Origin of the sequence: Enterobacter cloacae complex sp. 302F9, from assembly GCF_050030335.1 — a bacterium.
Classification (GTDB): Bacteria; Pseudomonadota; Gammaproteobacteria; order Enterobacterales; family Enterobacteriaceae; genus Enterobacter; species Enterobacter hormaechei_C.
On record NZ_JBLGUC010000001.1, the window covers coordinates 3,340,514 to 3,356,718 of the forward strand.

12 protein-coding genes are annotated in these 16,205 nt (G+C 56.0%); 8 read left to right on the forward strand and 4 right to left on the reverse strand.

Features of this window, described 5'->3' with window-relative positions; translation table 11 throughout:
* Positions 1-26 precede the first annotated feature (26 nt).
* Genes ACQG0T_RS16125 through ygjK form a run of 3 tightly spaced genes read left to right on the forward strand, consistent with a single transcriptional unit; the run spans position 27 to position 4,927 of the window.
* A complete protein-coding gene (locus tag ACQG0T_RS16125) occupies positions 27-1,463 on the forward strand; it encodes an amino acid permease (protein ID WP_015572212.1) in 1,437 nt (478 codons plus the stop codon).
* A 38-nt stretch (positions 1,464-1,501) separates the two neighbouring features.
* Positions 1,502-2,560, forward strand: a complete 1,059-nt coding sequence (ygjJ, locus tag ACQG0T_RS16130; RefSeq protein WP_032102771.1) for a protein YgjJ — start codon at positions 1,502-1,504, stop codon at positions 2,558-2,560.
* A 15-nt stretch (positions 2,561-2,575) separates the two neighbouring features.
* Positions 2,576-4,927 carry an alpha-glucosidase gene (ygjK, locus tag ACQG0T_RS16135; RefSeq protein WP_032102773.1) on the forward strand — a complete coding sequence of 784 codons (2,352 nt, stop codon included), beginning with the start codon at positions 2,576-2,578 and terminating at the stop codon, positions 4,925-4,927.
* Positions 4,928-5,016: 89 nt separating this feature from the next.
* Here the strand turns inward: ygjK and ACQG0T_RS16140 are convergent, their stop codons facing one another.
* The 3 genes from ACQG0T_RS16140 to aegA form a co-directional block, all read right to left on the reverse strand.
* A complete protein-coding gene (locus ACQG0T_RS16140; protein WP_023295117.1) occupies positions 5,017-6,060 on the reverse strand; it encodes a DUF1176 domain-containing protein in 1,044 nt (347 codons plus the stop codon).
* A gap of 106 nt (positions 6,061-6,166) precedes the next feature.
* Positions 6,167-6,760, reverse strand: coding sequence for a GDP-mannose pyrophosphatase NudK (nudK, locus tag ACQG0T_RS16145; RefSeq protein ID WP_015572208.1), 594 nt, complete (start codon positions 6,758-6,760; stop codon positions 6,167-6,169).
* Between the two features lie 67 nt (positions 6,761-6,827).
* Entirely contained in the window at positions 6,828-8,804 is a 1,977-nt protein-coding gene (gene aegA / locus ACQG0T_RS16150) for an oxidoreductase FeS-binding subunit (protein WP_426723823.1), read from the reverse strand.
* Between the two features lie 152 nt (positions 8,805-8,956).
* On the opposite strand from aegA, the gene narQ reads away from it, so the two are divergent.
* Together narQ and acrD are read left to right on the forward strand one after the other, a co-directional pair.
* Positions 8,957-10,651: a nitrate/nitrite two-component system sensor histidine kinase NarQ gene (gene narQ, locus ACQG0T_RS16155; protein ID WP_047717128.1), complete on the forward strand. Its 1,695-nt coding sequence runs from the start codon at positions 8,957-8,959 to the stop codon at positions 10,649-10,651.
* 141 nt (positions 10,652-10,792) lie between these two features.
* Positions 10,793-13,906, forward strand: coding sequence for a multidrug efflux RND transporter permease AcrD (acrD, locus tag ACQG0T_RS16160; RefSeq protein ID WP_271040384.1), 3,114 nt, complete (start codon positions 10,793-10,795; stop codon positions 13,904-13,906).
* A gap of 109 nt (positions 13,907-14,015) precedes the next feature.
* Here acrD and ypfM read toward each other — a convergent pair whose 3' ends face one another.
* Positions 14,016-14,075, reverse strand: a complete 60-nt coding sequence (ypfM, locus tag ACQG0T_RS16165; protein WP_015572204.1) for a protein YpfM — start codon at positions 14,073-14,075, stop codon at positions 14,016-14,018.
* A gap of 387 nt (positions 14,076-14,462) precedes the next feature.
* Between ypfM and ACQG0T_RS16170 the strand changes: the two genes are divergently transcribed.
* Genes ACQG0T_RS16170 through ACQG0T_RS16180 form a run of 3 tightly spaced genes read left to right on the forward strand, consistent with a single transcriptional unit; the run spans position 14,463 to position 16,172 of the window.
* Positions 14,463-14,819: an ArsC family reductase gene (locus ACQG0T_RS16170; RefSeq protein ID WP_271040385.1), complete on the forward strand. Its 357-nt coding sequence runs from the start codon at positions 14,463-14,465 to the stop codon at positions 14,817-14,819.
* Between the two features lie 3 nt (positions 14,820-14,822).
* Positions 14,823-15,950: a succinyl-diaminopimelate desuccinylase gene (dapE, locus tag ACQG0T_RS16175; RefSeq protein ID WP_017383496.1), complete on the forward strand. Its 1,128-nt coding sequence runs from the start codon at positions 14,823-14,825 to the stop codon at positions 15,948-15,950.
* Positions 15,951-15,974: 24 nt separating this feature from the next.
* Complete coding sequence (locus ACQG0T_RS16180; protein ID WP_000383991.1) at positions 15,975-16,172, forward strand: YpfN family protein; 198 nt, start codon at positions 15,975-15,977, stop codon at positions 16,170-16,172.
* Positions 16,173-16,205 lie beyond the last annotated feature (33 nt).

Below are 16,205 nucleotides of genomic sequence, written 5' to 3' on the forward strand. Positions count from 1 at the left end.
GCTAGCCTCTTACCCGGAGAAACGTTATGTCTGAAACCACCAAACGCAATACCATCGGCAAATTCGGCCTGCTGTCGCTGACCTTTGCCGCCGTGTTTAGTTTTAACAACGTGATCAATAATAATATCGAACTCGGACTTGCCTCCGCGCCGATGTTCTTTTTAGCAACCCTGTTCTATTTTATCCCGTTCTGCTTAATTATCGCTGAGTTTGTCTCGTTGAATAAAAACTCAGAAGCTGGAGTTTATGCCTGGGTAAAAAGTTCACTCGGCGGGCGCTGGGCATTTATTACCGCTTATACATACTGGTTCGTGAATTTATTCTTCTTCACCTCGTTATTACCGCGCGTCATTGCCTATGCCTCTTATGCCTTTCTTGGCTATGAGTACATTCTCACACCATTTGCCACAACGGTGCTAAGTATGGTGCTGTTCGCCTTCTCAACGTGGGTCTCCACCAACGGGGCGAAGATGCTGGGGCCAATTACGTCTGTAACCTCCACGCTGATGCTGCTGCTGACGCTCTCTTACATTCTGCTGGCGGGCGCGGCGCTAATGGGTGGGGTGCAGCCCGCTGATCCGATTACCGTCGACGCGATGATCCCGCATTTTAACTGGGCATTCCTCGGCATTACCACCTGGATATTTATGGCTGCCGGGGGCGCGGAATCCGTCGCGGTGTACGTAAACGATGTGAAAGGCGGTTCGAAATCTTTCGTTAAAGTGATCATCCTGGCGGGGATCTTTATCGGCGTGCTGTACTCCATCTCCTCGGTACTGATCAACGTCTTTATCAGCAGCAAAGCGTTGAAGTTTACCGGGGGTTCGGTGCAGGTGTTCCACGGTCTGGCGGTGTGGTTTGGCCTGCCGGAAGTGTTGATGAACCGTTTCGTCGGTCTGGTTTCCTTTACCGCCATGTTCGGCTCCCTGCTGATGTGGACGGCGACGCCGGTCAAAATCTTTTTCTCGGAGATCCCGACCGGCATTTTTGGTCCGAAAACCGTGGCGCTGAACGAAAACGGCGTACCGGCGCGGGCGGCCTGGATCCAGTATTTGATTGTGATCCCACTGATGATTATCCCGACCATGGGCTCCAGTACCGCGCAGGAGCTGATGAACACCGTCATCAATATGACCGCAGCAGCCTCAATGTTACCGCCGCTGTTTATTATGCTGGCCTACCTCAACCTGCGTCGTAAGCTCGATCACCTGCCGCGCGATTTCAGGATGGGTTCACGAACCACGGGTATAACCATAGTGTCGATGCTGATTGTTATTTTCGCCATTGGTTTTGTGGCATCCACTTTCCCTACCGGTGCCAATATTCTGACGATTATTTTCTATAACGTCGGTGGCATTGTTTTATTCCTCGGATTTGCCTGGTGGAAATACAGCAAATACGTAAACGGATTATCAAAAGAACAACAAAAAATTGAAGCATCACCTGCCTCGAATATTAACTGAAATAAAAGGCATGGATTTTATCTCATTGGGATGAGTTTATGAAAATTAAACAAAAAACATTTTGGGCACTCGCTGCCCTCTCTTTCTGCTGCCCTGCTATTGCCGCAGAAGATGCCCGGCCCGCTGAACATGACGATACCAAAACACCGGCAATAACCTCCCCGTCATTTCGTTTTTATGGCGAGATGGGCGTCGGTGGGTATATGGATTTAGAAGGTCAGGATAAACATAAATACAGCGACGGCACTTATATTGAGGGCGGTCTGGAGATAAAACAGGGGAACTGGTTCGGCCTGATTTACGGCGAAGGCTGGACCGTACAGGCGGATCATCAGGGCAACGCTTGGGTGCCCGATCACAGCTGGGGCGGGTTTGAAGGTGGGATTAACCGCTTCTACGGCGGTTACAAAACCGATAACAGCACCGAGATCATGCTCAGCCTGCGCCAGGACTCGTCTCTCGATGACCTGCAATGGTGGGGCGATTTTACGCCGGATCTGGGTTATGTGATCCCCAACACCCGCGACATCTTGTACGCACTAAAGGTGCAAAACCTCTCCGGCAACCTGCGCTACAGCGTCACCGCCACGCCAGCGGGTCACCATGACGAAAGCAAGGCCTGGCTACACTTCGGCAAATACGATCGTTATGACGACAAATATACCTATCCGGCAATGGCGAATGGCTATATTCAGTACGACATCCTGAAAGATGTCACCTGGATGAACGGTCTTGAAATTACCGACGGTACAGGCCAGCTCTTTTTAACAGGCGTTTTGACACCCAACCTGGCGGCACGCGCGTGGCATCATACCGGACGGGCAGATGGACAGAACGTCTCCGGCACTGAGAGCGGATTTATGGTCAGCGCCATGGTGGAAGCCCTGAAAGGCGTTTATCTCTCCACTGCTTACAGCTACGCGAAACATCGTCCGGACGATGCGGCTGAAAAAACTACCTCGTTTATGCAGTTCGGGATTTGGTACGAGTACGGCGGCGGGCGTTTTGCCACCGCTGCCGACAGCCGCTTCTATATGAAAAATGCCTCCGGCGACCCGAGCGATCAGGTCTTCCTGATGCAATACTTCTACTGGTAAAAAGGATCTACCACCATGAAATACGTCCTCACGCCGCTGGCCTGCGCGCTGGCGCTCAGTTTTTCGGCTCACGCCGCCACCGCAACTGACTTCAAAAACGTCATCAACCGTACCGGCGCGCCGCTCTTCATGCAGGATTTCGACAACGACGACCACCAGCGGTTTAATCCCTTTTTTGATATGGGTGCCTGGCATGGGCATTTGCTGCCGGACGGGCCGCAGACCCAGGGCGGATTTCCCGGCGTAGCGCTGCTCACCGAAGAGTACATCAACTTTATGGCGACGAATTTTGATCGCCTGTCCGTTTACCAGAACGGTAAAAAAGTGGATTTCACCCTTGAAGCCTACAGCCTCCCTGGCGCGTTGGTGCAGAAACTGAGCGCCAGGGATGTTCAGATCGTGATGACGCTGCGCTTTGCTTCTGCGCGTACTTCGCTGCTTGAAACCCGTATTACCAGCAAAACGCCGCTGGAGCTGGTGTGGGACGGCGAGCTGCTGGAAAAACTGGAGGCCAAAGAGGGCAAGCCGCGTTCGGATAAAACCATCGACAGCGCATATCCTGATTATCAGCGTAAAATTGTAGCCACGCGCGACGGCCTGAAGGTGACCTTCGGCAAGGTACGCTCCACCTGGGATCTGCTCACCTCCGGCAGTTCCGAATATCAGTTACACCGCTCTCTTCCTGCCGAGACCACCGTTGACGGACATCGCTTTACCAGCCGGGCACAGATTTCCGGCAGCACCACGCTGTACACTACCTACTCCCATCTGCTGAACGCCGATGACGTCGCGCGTGAACAGCCGCAGATCCGCGACATTCTGGCGCGTCCGGCCTACTTTATGGCCGCCTCGCAAGCGCGCTGGGAGAGGTATTTACAACAAGGGTTAACCAACCCGCACGCGACTCCAGAACAAACGCGCGTGGCGGTGAAAGCCATCGAGACGTTGAACGGTAACTGGCGTTCGCCAGGCGGCGCGGTGCGTTTTAACACGGTGACGCCCTCCGTAACCGGACGCTGGTTCTCCGGCAACCAGACCTGGCCGTGGGACACCTGGAAACAGGCATTTGCCATGGCGCATTTCAACCCGGAGATCGCCAAAGAGAACATCCGCGCGGTCTTCTCCTGGCAGATCAAACCCGACGATCCGGTGCGCCCGCAGGATACCGGATTTGTGCCGGATTTAATCGCCTGGAACCTGAGCCCGGAACGAGGCGGCGACGGCGGTAACTGGAACGAGCGTAACACCAAGCCGAGCCTGGCGGCATGGTCGGTGATGGAGGTGTATAACACCACGCAGGATAAAGCCTGGCTTGCCGAGATGTATCCAAAACTGGTTGCCTATCACGACTGGTGGCTGCGTAACCGCGATCATAACGGCAACGGCGTGCCGGAGTACGGTGCGACGCGTGATAAGGCCCATAACACCGCTACCGGCGAGATGCTGTTCACGGTGAAAAAAGGTGATAAAGAAGAGTCGCTTTCCGGCCTGAATAACTACGCACGGATAATTGATAACGGCCAGTACGACAGCCTGGAGATCCCCGCGCAGGTGGCCGCCTCGTGGGAGTCCGGGCGCGATGATGCCGCCGTATTCGGATTTATCGATAAAGCGCAGCTGGATAAGTACGTTGAAAACGGCGGGAAACGCAGCGACTGGACGGTTAAATTTGCCGAAAACAGGAGTAAAAAAGGCGATCTGTTAGGGTATTCCTTATTACAGGAGTCCGTTGACCAGGCAAGCTATATGTACAGCGACAATCACTATCTGGCGCAGATGGCGAGCCTGCTGGGTAAAGAGCAGGAGGCCAGCCACTATCGCCAGCTGGCAGATAAGCTCGCAACCTATATCAACACCTGCATGTTCGATGCGAAAAGCGGGTTTTACTATGACCTTCGTATCGAGGATAAGCCGCTGGCGAACGGCTGTGCGGGCAAACCTATCGTCGAGCGTGGTAAAGGGCCGGAAGGCTGGTCTCCGCTGTTTAACGGTGCCGCGACGCAGGAACATGCGGATGCCGTGGTCAAGGTGATGCTGGATCCGAAGGAGTTCAATACCTGGGTACCGCTCGGCACCGCCGCGCTGACAAACCCGGCGTTCGGCGCAGACATATACTGGCGCGGCCGGATCTGGGTCGATCAGTTCTGGTTTGGACTAAAAGGCATGGAACGTTACGGCTATCGTGAGCAGGCGCAAACCCTCGCCGAAACCTTCTTTAAGCATGCGAAAGGGTTAACCTCGGACGGCCCGATTCAGGAGAACTATAACCCCCTGACCGGAGCACAGCAGGGCGCACCTAACTTCTCCTGGAGCGCGGCGCATTTGTATATGCTGTATAACGACTTTTTCCGTAAGAGCGATCGGTGATGCCCTCGTGCCCGGTGGCGGCTACGCCTTACCGGGCCTACGGTTCTAAAAAGTAGGCCGGGTAAGCGACAGCGCCACCCGGCAAAACCCTACCTTGTGATCCACAGCGTGGGCCAGGCATCTGGTCCATTCCAGTTATCACAGCTTGGCTCTTCCGCGTAGCGTACCAGGCGGAAGCGCTGGCCGTTAAAACGCCAGCGGGTCTGGATCCCACAGTCGCCAATCCCGCGTCCCAGCGCCAGCGTGGTCAGCTCGCGCGTTTTTTCGTCGAAGCTGGCATTCATCAGCTCCATGTCGCTACTCTGGCTGGAAGGGGTAAACGGCAGGCGCAATCTCACGCTCCTGGCCGAAAATGGTTTTTTACGCGACACCAGCCACGCCAGGTCGACGGTGTTGTACGCCCCCGCCTCACAGCTGATGATCATCAGCGCTTTGTCATCGGTCAGCGCGGTCACGCGCACTTCACGCCGGTTCGGATCGAGAGAGCACTGGCTGTGGTTCATGCGCCAGGTACCGTAATCCAGCAGATCGTTGAGTTCGTTATGCGTCAGCGGCGTTGGCGTGGGGTTCACCACCGCCACCTTTTTTAATGCCGGCGCAGGCGGCACGCTCAGCGGTGGACTATCCCCTTTTTTAATCCACGCCGTTTCACTTCCGACGCGTTTTTGCTGGGCATCGATAAACAGCAGCGCCGCTTTCAGACCGGCCAGAGAAATTGTCTGCTTCCCCCCGCGCAGGGTCAGCGCCTGCCCTTCCTGAATGGTTTTCAGAAACGTGGTGATGGTGGCCGTATCGTCTGTTTTAAGATGCCAGGGGGCTAACTGCCAGTGTTGCGACGTGAGTTTAAGCGGCACATTGTCGAGCAGCAGGCGCGGGGCGATGTCAGGCTCTTTCACCGGTGGCGCCGAAAGCCCGCCGAGATCGATGCGCAGGCTGGCGTCCGTTTTTGCCCCCGCACTGCGGCTCAGCGTCATGACCAGACCGCGATGCTCGCCGGTATTGCGCGCTACGCAGAAGTTCTGGTTATTGCAGGTCACCTGCCAGTCTGAAAAAGACTGCTGCGCAGGCGCAGCCCACACCAAAGGCGCGGGAAGCACGCAAATGAAGAAGAGAAGATAAACGCAGTAGCGCATGAACGGCACAGCCCCGGAAACGAATAGGTCAATCTGGGGCGTATCTTCGTGCCCTGGGCGGGCTGGCTCAATCGGATTTATCGGATAGATTTATCTGAAATACAACTTATCGCGCTTCCGCCGCCGCATTCATCAGCCCGCTGGTTTGCAGATACTGCAACAGGATCACCGCTTTACCGTCGCGGATCTCGCCGCGTTTCACCATGTCGACAGCCTGAGCGAAAGGCATTTCCAGCACTTCAATGTCTTCATCGTCCACGCCGCCGCCCCGGTGCGTGCGCTGAGCATCGGTATATTCCGCAATGAAGAAGTGAACCAGCTCGGTAACCCCGCCAGGGGACATAAACAGCTCAAAGACTTTCTGCACCGCACCCACTTCAAAACCCGTCTCCTCAATGGCTTCTTTGCGGATACACACTTCCGGCTCATCGTCATCAAGCAGACCTGCACAGGTTTCAATCAGACGTCCGTCCGCGTTGCCATTGACCCATGTCGCGATGCGAAACTGGCGGATCAGCACCACGCTTTGCTTTTCACGGTTATACAGCACGATGGTTGCACCATTGCCCCGGTCGTAGACTTCGCGTTTATGGCGAATGACGTCCCCGTTCTTACGGGTGAGATCGTAAGTGATGTTACGCAGGACAAAGTAATTTTCAGAAAGGATTTTGTCTTTAATAACGGTAATGTTCAGGGACATACGGGCTCCACGGCAAAATGAGTCTGTTTATACTACGCCGTGAAGCCCGCTTTGTCGCCCGTCTGCATTAATGCATGTTGCGCGGCGGCACGCCAAGCCAGTCCATGATCCCCTGCGCGGCATGACGCCCTTCCGCCATCGCGGTGACCACCAGATCCGCACCGCGTACCGCATCACCGCCAGCAAAAATCTGCGGATTCGAGGTCTGGTAGCGATAACGGCTCTCCACGGAGGCCCTGATGCGCCCCCAGTCGTCGGTGTCGACGCCCTGCGCCTGAAGCCACGGCATGGCGTGCGGATTAAAACCAAACGCCATGATCACCGCATCCGCTGGCATGACAAACTCACTGCCCGCCACCGGGACTGGACGACGCCGCCCCTGCGCATCCGGCTCGCCCAGCCTGGTGCGCAGCATCCGGATACCGTTAACCTTCCCGTCGGTATCCAGCGTGAGCTCAACCGGCTGGACATTAAATTCAAACGCTGCGCCCTCTTCTTTCGCGTTTTTAACCTCTTTCTTTGAGCCCGGCATGTTGGCCTCGTCCCGCCGATAGGCGCAGGTGACTTTCGCCGCGCCATGCCGCAGCGCGGTGCGCACGCAGTCCATCGCCGTATCGCCCCCGCCGAGCACCACCACGTTTAAACCCTGTGTGTCGATAAACGGTTCGTCTGCGGCAGGATCAAGGCCCATCACGTTCCGCGTGTTTGCCACTAAAAACGGCAGCGCGTCGTACACGCCCGGCGCGTCTTCGTGAGGGATACCCGCTTTCATGGAACGATAGGTCCCTACGCCGATGAACAGGGCATCGTAGTCGTTTTGCAGTTGGGCCATCGACACGTCTTTTCCCACCTCGCAGTTCAGCTCGAAGCGGATGCCCATCGCGCTGAATATCTCTCTGCGCCGCGCTAACAGGGATTTATCCAGCTTGAAGGCCGGAATACCAAAGGTCAGCAATCCGCCGATTTCCGGATGGCGGTCGTAGACCGTCACACCGACGCCGCTGCGCACCAGTACGTCGGCGCAGGCCAGCCCTACCGGACCGGCACCGATGATGGCGACGCGCTTACCGACCGGCTTAACGTGGCTGACGTCCGGCGTCCAGCCCATCGCCAGCGCCCGATCCGAGATATACCGTTCGATATTCCCGATGGTTACTGCACCTGACGCATCCCGCAGGGTGCAGGCGCCTTCACATAATCGATCCTGTGGGCAGACGCGGCCGGTAATTTCCGGTAAACAGTTAGTCTGGTGAGAAAGCTCAGCCGCACCGACGATATCCCCCGCCCTGATCCGCTCAATCCACTGCGGAATGTGGTTATGCAGCGGGCAGGTCCACTCGCAAATGCTGTGCTCGCCACATTTCAGGCACCGGGATGCCTCGCGCTGCGCCTGTTCCGGGCGAAACGGCAGGTAGATCTCGTTAAAATGGCCCGTGCGCGCGTCGGGGCTGAGCTTATCCGGCTCACCGCGCGCCGGGGTGTTTTGCATCTGTTGCCATTTGGTTTGCGAAGGGACTGACTGAACCGCCTCGCTGTGCCACGGCAGTGCGTCCAGCCTTGCGCTGCGCTGTCGGCGCTGCTTAACCAGCTTATCCAGCACGGCTGGGGTGGCGAGCGTAAGCACCTCCGCCGGACAGTTTTCAACGCAGGCCGGGCCTTGCGGCCTTTCCAGACAGAGGTCGCATTTGTGTGCCGAGGCCTTTACGCTGTCGTTTTCCAGGGGGGCGATCAGCATGTCCATCGTGCCAAACGGACAGGCCACCACGCAGGCTTTACAGCCAATGCATTTTTGTTGATTGACCTGTACGCTGTCGCTGTGTTGCGTGATGGCTCCGTTCGGGCAGCTTTGCGCGCAGGGCGCGTTTTCACAGTGGTGGCAGGTCACGGGGCTTTTTCGCAATCCTGAGGTAAGGACCGTAATGCGGGGATGAAAATGGCGCTCACTCAGCGCGTGCTGCTCCCCGTTGTGCGCCATCACACAGGCAACTTCGCAGGCGCGACAACCGATACACTGTTGAGCGTTGGCCATAATAAAACGATTCATAACAACACCTGTTTTTGGTTCAATAACCTTATTTTTTCTATTGTTATCGTATTTACCCACAGCGGCATGGCGACGCAATGTTCAAATGCCCAGGAAGGCGAACTATTTCCAGTGAACCTGTGGCAGATCAATTTAATTCAGGAAGCTGATGAGTGACCGTTAAACGCCCCGTATCGGGAAGCCTGGCTCGGGCTTTCTTTTCGATGATTGTCTTGTCCGTTCTGATCAGCGCCATTGCGCTGGTTACACTCGCCAGCAGCCAGCGCGACGCCGAGGCGATTAATATCGCCGGTTCGCTGCGTATGCAGAGCTACCGCCTGGGCTACGAAATGCAGCGCGCCGGCCCATCGCTGGCAGAGCACCGCGCGGTCTGGCAAAAAACGCTGAGCGCGCCTGCGTTGCAGAAGCTAAACCGCTGGTATGTGCCAGAGGACGTCAAACAGCGTTACCAGCAGTTGCACCTTGGCTGGCAGGAGATGGACACGCGCATCGCCAGCGGCGATACCGGGTGGTATCAGAACCACATTGAGGATTTCGTGGGCCGGATAGATTCCTTTGTGCTGGCGCTACAGCACTACACCGAACATAAAATTCAGCTGGTGATTTTCATGTCGCTGACGGGTGGCCTGGGCATCCTGCTGCTGGCGGTGGTGACCCTGCGGCGCATCCGCCGTCAGGTTGTGCTGCCGCTGAATAATCTGGTGGCGGCGAGCGAGCGTATCGAACAGGGGCAATTCGACACTCCCGCGCCGGATACTACGCTTCCCAACGAGCTGGGCCAGCTTTCCCGCGCCTTCAACCATATGTCGGCGGAATTACACACCCTGTACCGTTCACTTGAGCGCTCCGTTGCTGAAAAAACCCGCCACCTGAATGAAGCGCATCAGCAGCTCGAAATGCTGTTCAAATGCTCACAGGCGTTGAATACCGGGCAGATAGACAGCCACTGCTTCCGGCATATTTTGCAGATTGTGCATGACTATACGCAGATGAATTACCTGCAATTGCGCACCAGTGACGACTGGCAGCTTTACGAAGGACAGGAGTCCCCGGGCGAGAAAATGCACAATTTACCGGTGTTAATGCAGGACACCCTGTACGGCGAACTGCGCTGGCAAAGCGCGACCGGGGATGTTCCGCTGCCGCTCATGGAAAGCGTGGCGACGATGCTGGGCCGGGGGCTCTATTTCAATCAGGCGCAGAAACATTATCAGCAGCTGCTGCTGATGGAGGAGCGCGCCACCATCGCGCGCGAGCTGCATGATTCGCTGGCGCAGGTGCTCTCCTATTTGCGTATTCAGCTTACGCTGCTGAAGCATGCCGTGCCGGGCGACAATGCCCCGGCGCAGGCTATCATCACGGACTTCTCCCGCGAGCTGAATAACGCCTGGCATCAGCTACGCGAGCTGCTCACCACCTTCCGCCTGACGCTCAATCACGCCAATCTTCCTGCCGCGCTACAGGAGTCTCTCGACGGGTTGCAAAGCCAGACCCGCGCGAAGCTGGTGCTCGACTGCCGTCTCTCATCGCTGGCGCTGGACGCACAAAAACAGGTGCACCTCTTACAGATTGTGCGTGAGGCAGTGCTGAATGCGATTAAACATGCCGACGCGAGCGAGATTGTGGTCAGCTGCGTCACCACCGCGGACGGCACTCACACGGTCACGATCCGCGACAACGGCATTGGTATCGGCGACGCCAGCGAACCGCCGGGGCATTACGGGCTGAATATCATGCGCGAACGCGCGGGACGGCTCGGCGGGACATTACACTTTTCTCAGCCGCCACAGGGCGGGACACAGGTCAGCGTAACGTTCCAGACGCCTGCGGCCCAGGCTGAAAAATAGCGAGAAAGAAGGCGCGCTGAAAAAAGCGCATGATAATTTACATTATCTCCTTTATTTCTCCACGTTTGACCTGGGCCTTACCGCTAAAGTTAGGCGGGCAATAAACAATAATGACGTGCAGCAAAACGAGGTCACACTTTAATGGCGAATTTTTTCATCGATCGCCCCATTTTTGCCTGGGTGCTTGCAATCCTGTTGTGTCTGACGGGTGTCCTGGCGATTACGTCCCTTCCTGTTGAGCAATACCCTGACCTCGCGCCCCCCAACGTGCGTATCACGGCGAACTACCCTGGCGCCTCGGCACAGACGCTGGAAAATACCGTCACCCAGGTTATCGAGCAGAACATGACGGGTCTCGATAACCTGATGTACATGTCCTCACAGAGCAGCGCCACGGGCCAGGCGACGGTAACCCTGAGCTTTACGGCGGGCACGGATCCGGATGAAGCGGTGCAGCAGGTGCAAAACCAGCTGCAATCGGCCCTGCGTAAACTGCCTCAGGCGGTGCAGAACCAGGGGGTGACCGTGCGTAAAACCGGTGACACCAATATTTTGACCATCGCGTTTGTTTCAACCGATGGCTCGATGGATAAGCAGGACATCGCGGACTACGTCGCCAGTAATATTCAGGACCCGCTCAGCCGTATCAACGGCGTGGGTGATATCGACGCCTACGGCTCGCAGTACTCCATGCGTATCTGGCTGGATCCCAACAAGCTGAACAGCGTGCAGATGACCGCCAAAGATGTCACCGACGCTATCGAATCGCAGAACGCCCAGATTGCCGTGGGGCAGCTCGGCGGTACCCCGTCCGTGGATAACCAGGCGCTTAACGCCACCATCAACTCCCAGTCGCTGCTCCAGACACCTGAACAGTTCCGCAATATCACGCTACGCGTGAATCAGGACGGTTCGGAAGTGCGTCTGGGGGATGTCGCCACCGTGGAAATGGGGGCGGAAAAATATGACTACCTGAGCCGCTTCAACGGCAATGCCGCGTCCGGGCTGGGGGTGAAACTGGCCTCCGGCGCCAACGAAATGGCGACCGCGCAGCGGGTGCTAGAGCGTCTGGATGAGCTGTCGCATTTCTTCCCGCACGGACTGGAGTACAAAGTCGCCTACGAAACCACCTCGTTCGTAAAAGCCTCCATCGAAGATGTGGTGAAAACCCTGCTCGAAGCTATCGCGCTGGTGTTCCTCGTGATGTACCTGTTCCTGCAAAACTTCCGCGCTACGCTGATCCCCACGATTGCGGTGCCGGTGGTGCTGCTGGGTACCTTTGCGGTGCTGTATGCCTTCGGTTACAGCATCAACACCCTGACCATGTTCGCCATGGTGCTGGCCATCGGTCTGCTGGTGGATGATGCCATCGTGGTGGTGGAAAACGTTGAGCGCATCATGAGCGAGGAAGGGCTTTCGCCCCGCGAGGCCACGCGCAAATCGATGGGACAGATTCAGGGCGCGCTGGTCGGTATCGCCATGGTGCTGTCGGCGGTATTTATCCCGATGGCGTTTTTTGGCGGCACCACGGGCGCGATTTATCGCCAGTTCTCGATCACCATCGTCTCTGCAATGGTGCTCTCCGTACTGGTGGCGATGATCCTTACCCCTGCCCTGTGCGCGACGCTGCTGAAACCGCTGCATAAGGGCGAACACCACGGTCAAAAAGGCTTCTTCGGCTGGTTTAACCGCATGTTTAACCGCAATGCGGCGCGCTATGAAGCGGGCGTGGGTCAAGTACTGCACCGCAGCGTGCGCTGGATGGTGGTTTATGTCCTGCTGCTCGGCGGCATGGTCTTTCTGTTCCTGCGGCTGCCAACCTCGTTCCTGCCGCTGGAAGATCGCGGCATGTTTATCACCTCCGTACAGTTACCCAGCGGCTCGACCCAGCAGCAGACCCTGAAAGTGGTGCAGAAGGTTGAGAACTACTTCCATACTCAGGAGAAAGACAACGTGGTCTCCGTCTTCTCCACCGTCGGCTCTGGCCCTGGCGGTAACGGGCAGAACGTGGCGCGTATGTTTGTGCGCCTGAAAGACTGGGACCAGCGCGACAGCGATACCGGCTCCTCCTTTGCCATCATTGAACGTGCAACCAAAGCGTTCAACAAAATCAAGGAAGCGCGCGTTTTCGCCAGCAGCCCGCCCGCCATCAGCGGCCTGGGCAGCTCAGCCGGGTTTGATATGGAGCTTCAGGATCACGCGGGTGCCGGGCATGACGCGTTGATGGCTGCTCGCGACAAGCTGCTGGAGCTGGCCGGGAAAGATCCGCAGCTTACCCGCGTTCGTCATAACGGTCTGGATGACAGCCCTCAGCTACAGGTGGATATTGACCAGCGTAAAGCGCAGGCGCTGGGCGTCTCCATCGACGACATTAACGACACCCTGCAAACGGCATGGGGCTCAAGCTACGTGAATGACTTTATGGATCGCGGCCGCGTGAAGAAGGTCTACGTTCAGTCTGCCGCCAAATACCGCATGCTGCCGGACGATATCAACCGCTGGTATGTGCGCAATAACACCGGCGGCATGGTGCCGTTCTCGGCGTTTGCGACGTCACGCTGGGAGACCGGTTCACCGCGTCTGGAGCGTTACAACGGCTATTCGGCGCTGGAGATTGTCGGTGAAGCCGCGCCGGGCGTCAGTACCGGTACCGCATTGGATATAATGGAAAAACTGGTTCAGCAGTTGCCGACCGGCTTTGGCCTGGAGTGGACGGCGATGTCCTACCAGGAACGGCTTTCCGGCGCTCAGGCGCCTGCCTTGTATGCCCTTTCGCTGCTGGTGGTGTTCCTCTGTCTGGCGGCGCTGTATGAAAGCTGGTCAGTGCCGTTCTCGGTGATGCTGGTGGTGCCTCTCGGGGTCATCGGAGCGCTGCTGGCAACCTGGATGCGCGGCCTGGAAAATGATGTCTATTTCCAGGTCGGACTCCTCACCGTAATCGGATTGTCGGCGAAAAACGCCATTCTGATCGTCGAATTTGCCAATGAGATGAATGCCAAAGGTCACGAACTGATGGCCGCCACGCTGCACGCCTGTCGTCAGCGCCTGCGCCCGATCCTGATGACTTCTCTGGCGTTTGTGTTTGGCGTCCTGCCGATGGCCACCAGCTCCGGCGCAGGCTCCAGCAGCCAGCACGCGGTGGGAACGGGCGTTATGGGGGGAATGATTTCGGCGACGATTCTGGCTATCTATTTCGTACCGCTGTTCTTTGTGCTGGTACGCCGTCGTTTCCCGCTGAAGGATAAGCCGGAATAACACGTTGAAATAAAAAAGGCGGCTTTACAGGCCGCCTTTTTATTGTGTGATTCTTTCACACTATGGTTATTTTAGTTAATTAAGTGCTCTTGCATTTCTTACCGGAAATTCATTTACGAAGCATGCCTTCGATAAAATCTTTCCAGTTCCCCAGTTCACGTTCAATCATAACAACCTCTCTTATTATTATGCGCATTCTACGAAAACGTATCATCATTGTGAAGCCACTTTAACCGATTGCTGTGATTGAGCCCCGCTGTGCTGGTAGGTTTAGGATCACTATGAGCGTTGTCGGGTAAATTTTATGTGACCTACAGCAATATTTTGAAATAGTCGGAAAAATGACAGCATTTTTAATTTCCCCCTGAGTTTATTGGCAATTTAAACAGGGTGGACAACTATGCTTAAAAGATGAAAGACTATTCAGCTTACAGCTGTTCGTTGAATTATGGAGAATTGTAAATCCCGAAAAATTCCGAATGTGTTATATTCCACTTAAGGATATATCTTCGAAAATATTGAACATTTAATCCACAAAAGAACAAAAGGATTCACTATGGTTGTGATGTACGGCATTAAGAATTGCGACACGATTAAAAAAGCCCGCCGCTGGCTGGAAGCACACAACATCGACTATCGCTTCCACGATTACCGTGCCGACGGGCTTGACCCCGCGTTTCTCCATTCCGCCATCAACGAACTGGGGTGGGAAGCGCTACTGAATACCCGCGGGACCACCTGGCGAAAACTGGATGAATCTCTCCGGACCACGATCAACGACGCCGACAGCGCAGCCAAACTGATGCTTGAAATGCCGGCAATCATCAAACGCCCATTGCTCTGCAAGCCAGGTGAGCCTATGCTGCTGGGTTTCAGTGAAACCCTTTATTCAGATTTATTCGTTGAGGTGTAGTCTATGTCATGCCCGGTCATTGAGCTGACTCAGCAGCTTATTCGCCGTCCTTCCCTTAGCCCGGACGACGCAGGTTGTCAGGCATTAATGATTGAGCGCCTGCGTGCCATCGGTTTTACCGTGGAGCACATGGATTTTGGCGATACGCAGAACTTCTGGGCATGGCGCGGTCAGGGAGAGACGCTGGCGTTTGCCGGACATACTGACGTAGTTCCCGCAGGCGACGCAGACCGCTGGATCAACCCGCCTTTTGAGCCGACCATCCGCGACGGCATGCTTTTCGGACGCGGCGCTGCGGACATGAAAGGTTCTCTGGCTGCGATGGTCGTGGCGGCAGAGCGTTTCGTCGCCCAGCATCCGAACCATAAAAACCGTCTTGCGTTTTTGATTACCTCCGATGAAGAAGCCAGCGCCCACAACGGCACCGTGAAGGTCGTTGAGGCGCTGATGGCGCGCAATGAACGTCTGGACTACTGTCTGGTGGGCGAACCGTCCAGCACCGAAGTGGTGGGTGATGTGGTGAAAAATGGCCGCCGTGGATCCCTGACCTGTAATTTGACTATTCATGGCGTGCAGGGCCACGTTGCCTATCCGCACCTGGCGGATAACCCGGTACACCGCGCCGCGCCGATGCTGAACGAACTGGTGGGCATTGAATGGGATAAAGGCAACGAATTTTTCCCGCCAACCAGCATGCAGATAGCCAACATCAAGGCTGGCACCGGCAGCAACAACGTCATTCCCGGCGATCTCTTCGTCCAGTTTAACTTCCGCTTCAGCACCGAACTGACCGACGAGATGATCAAAGCGCGCGTGATTGCGCTGCTCGAGAAATATCAGCTGCGCTATACCCTCGACTGGTGGCTGTCTGGCCAGCCGTTCCTGACCCAGCGCGGTAAACTGGTGGATGCAGTCGTTAACGCCATTGCGCACTATAATGAAATTAAGCCACAGCTGCTGACAACGGGCGGCACGTCTGACGGACGCTTTATCGCCCGCATGGGCGCACAGGTTGTCGAACTGGGTCCGGTTAACGCGACGATTCACAAAATCAATGAATGCGTGAACGCTGCCGATTTACAACTGCTGGCCCGCATGTATCAACGTATTATGGAGCAGCTCGTCGCCTGACGGGTGCTTAAAGAGGATTAGCGAATGGACTGGCTTTCAAAGTACTGGTGGATTCTGGTGTTGGTATTTCTGGTAGGCGTGCTACTTAACGTGATTAAAGATCTCAAGCGCGTTGACCATAAAAAGTTCCTTGCCAACAAACCGGATCTTCCGCCGCACCGTGATTTTAACGACAAGTGGGACGATGAAGACGACTGGCCGAAGAAGGACCAGAAGAAGTAATCGCTCTGTTTCCCCTCTCCCTAAAGAGAGGGG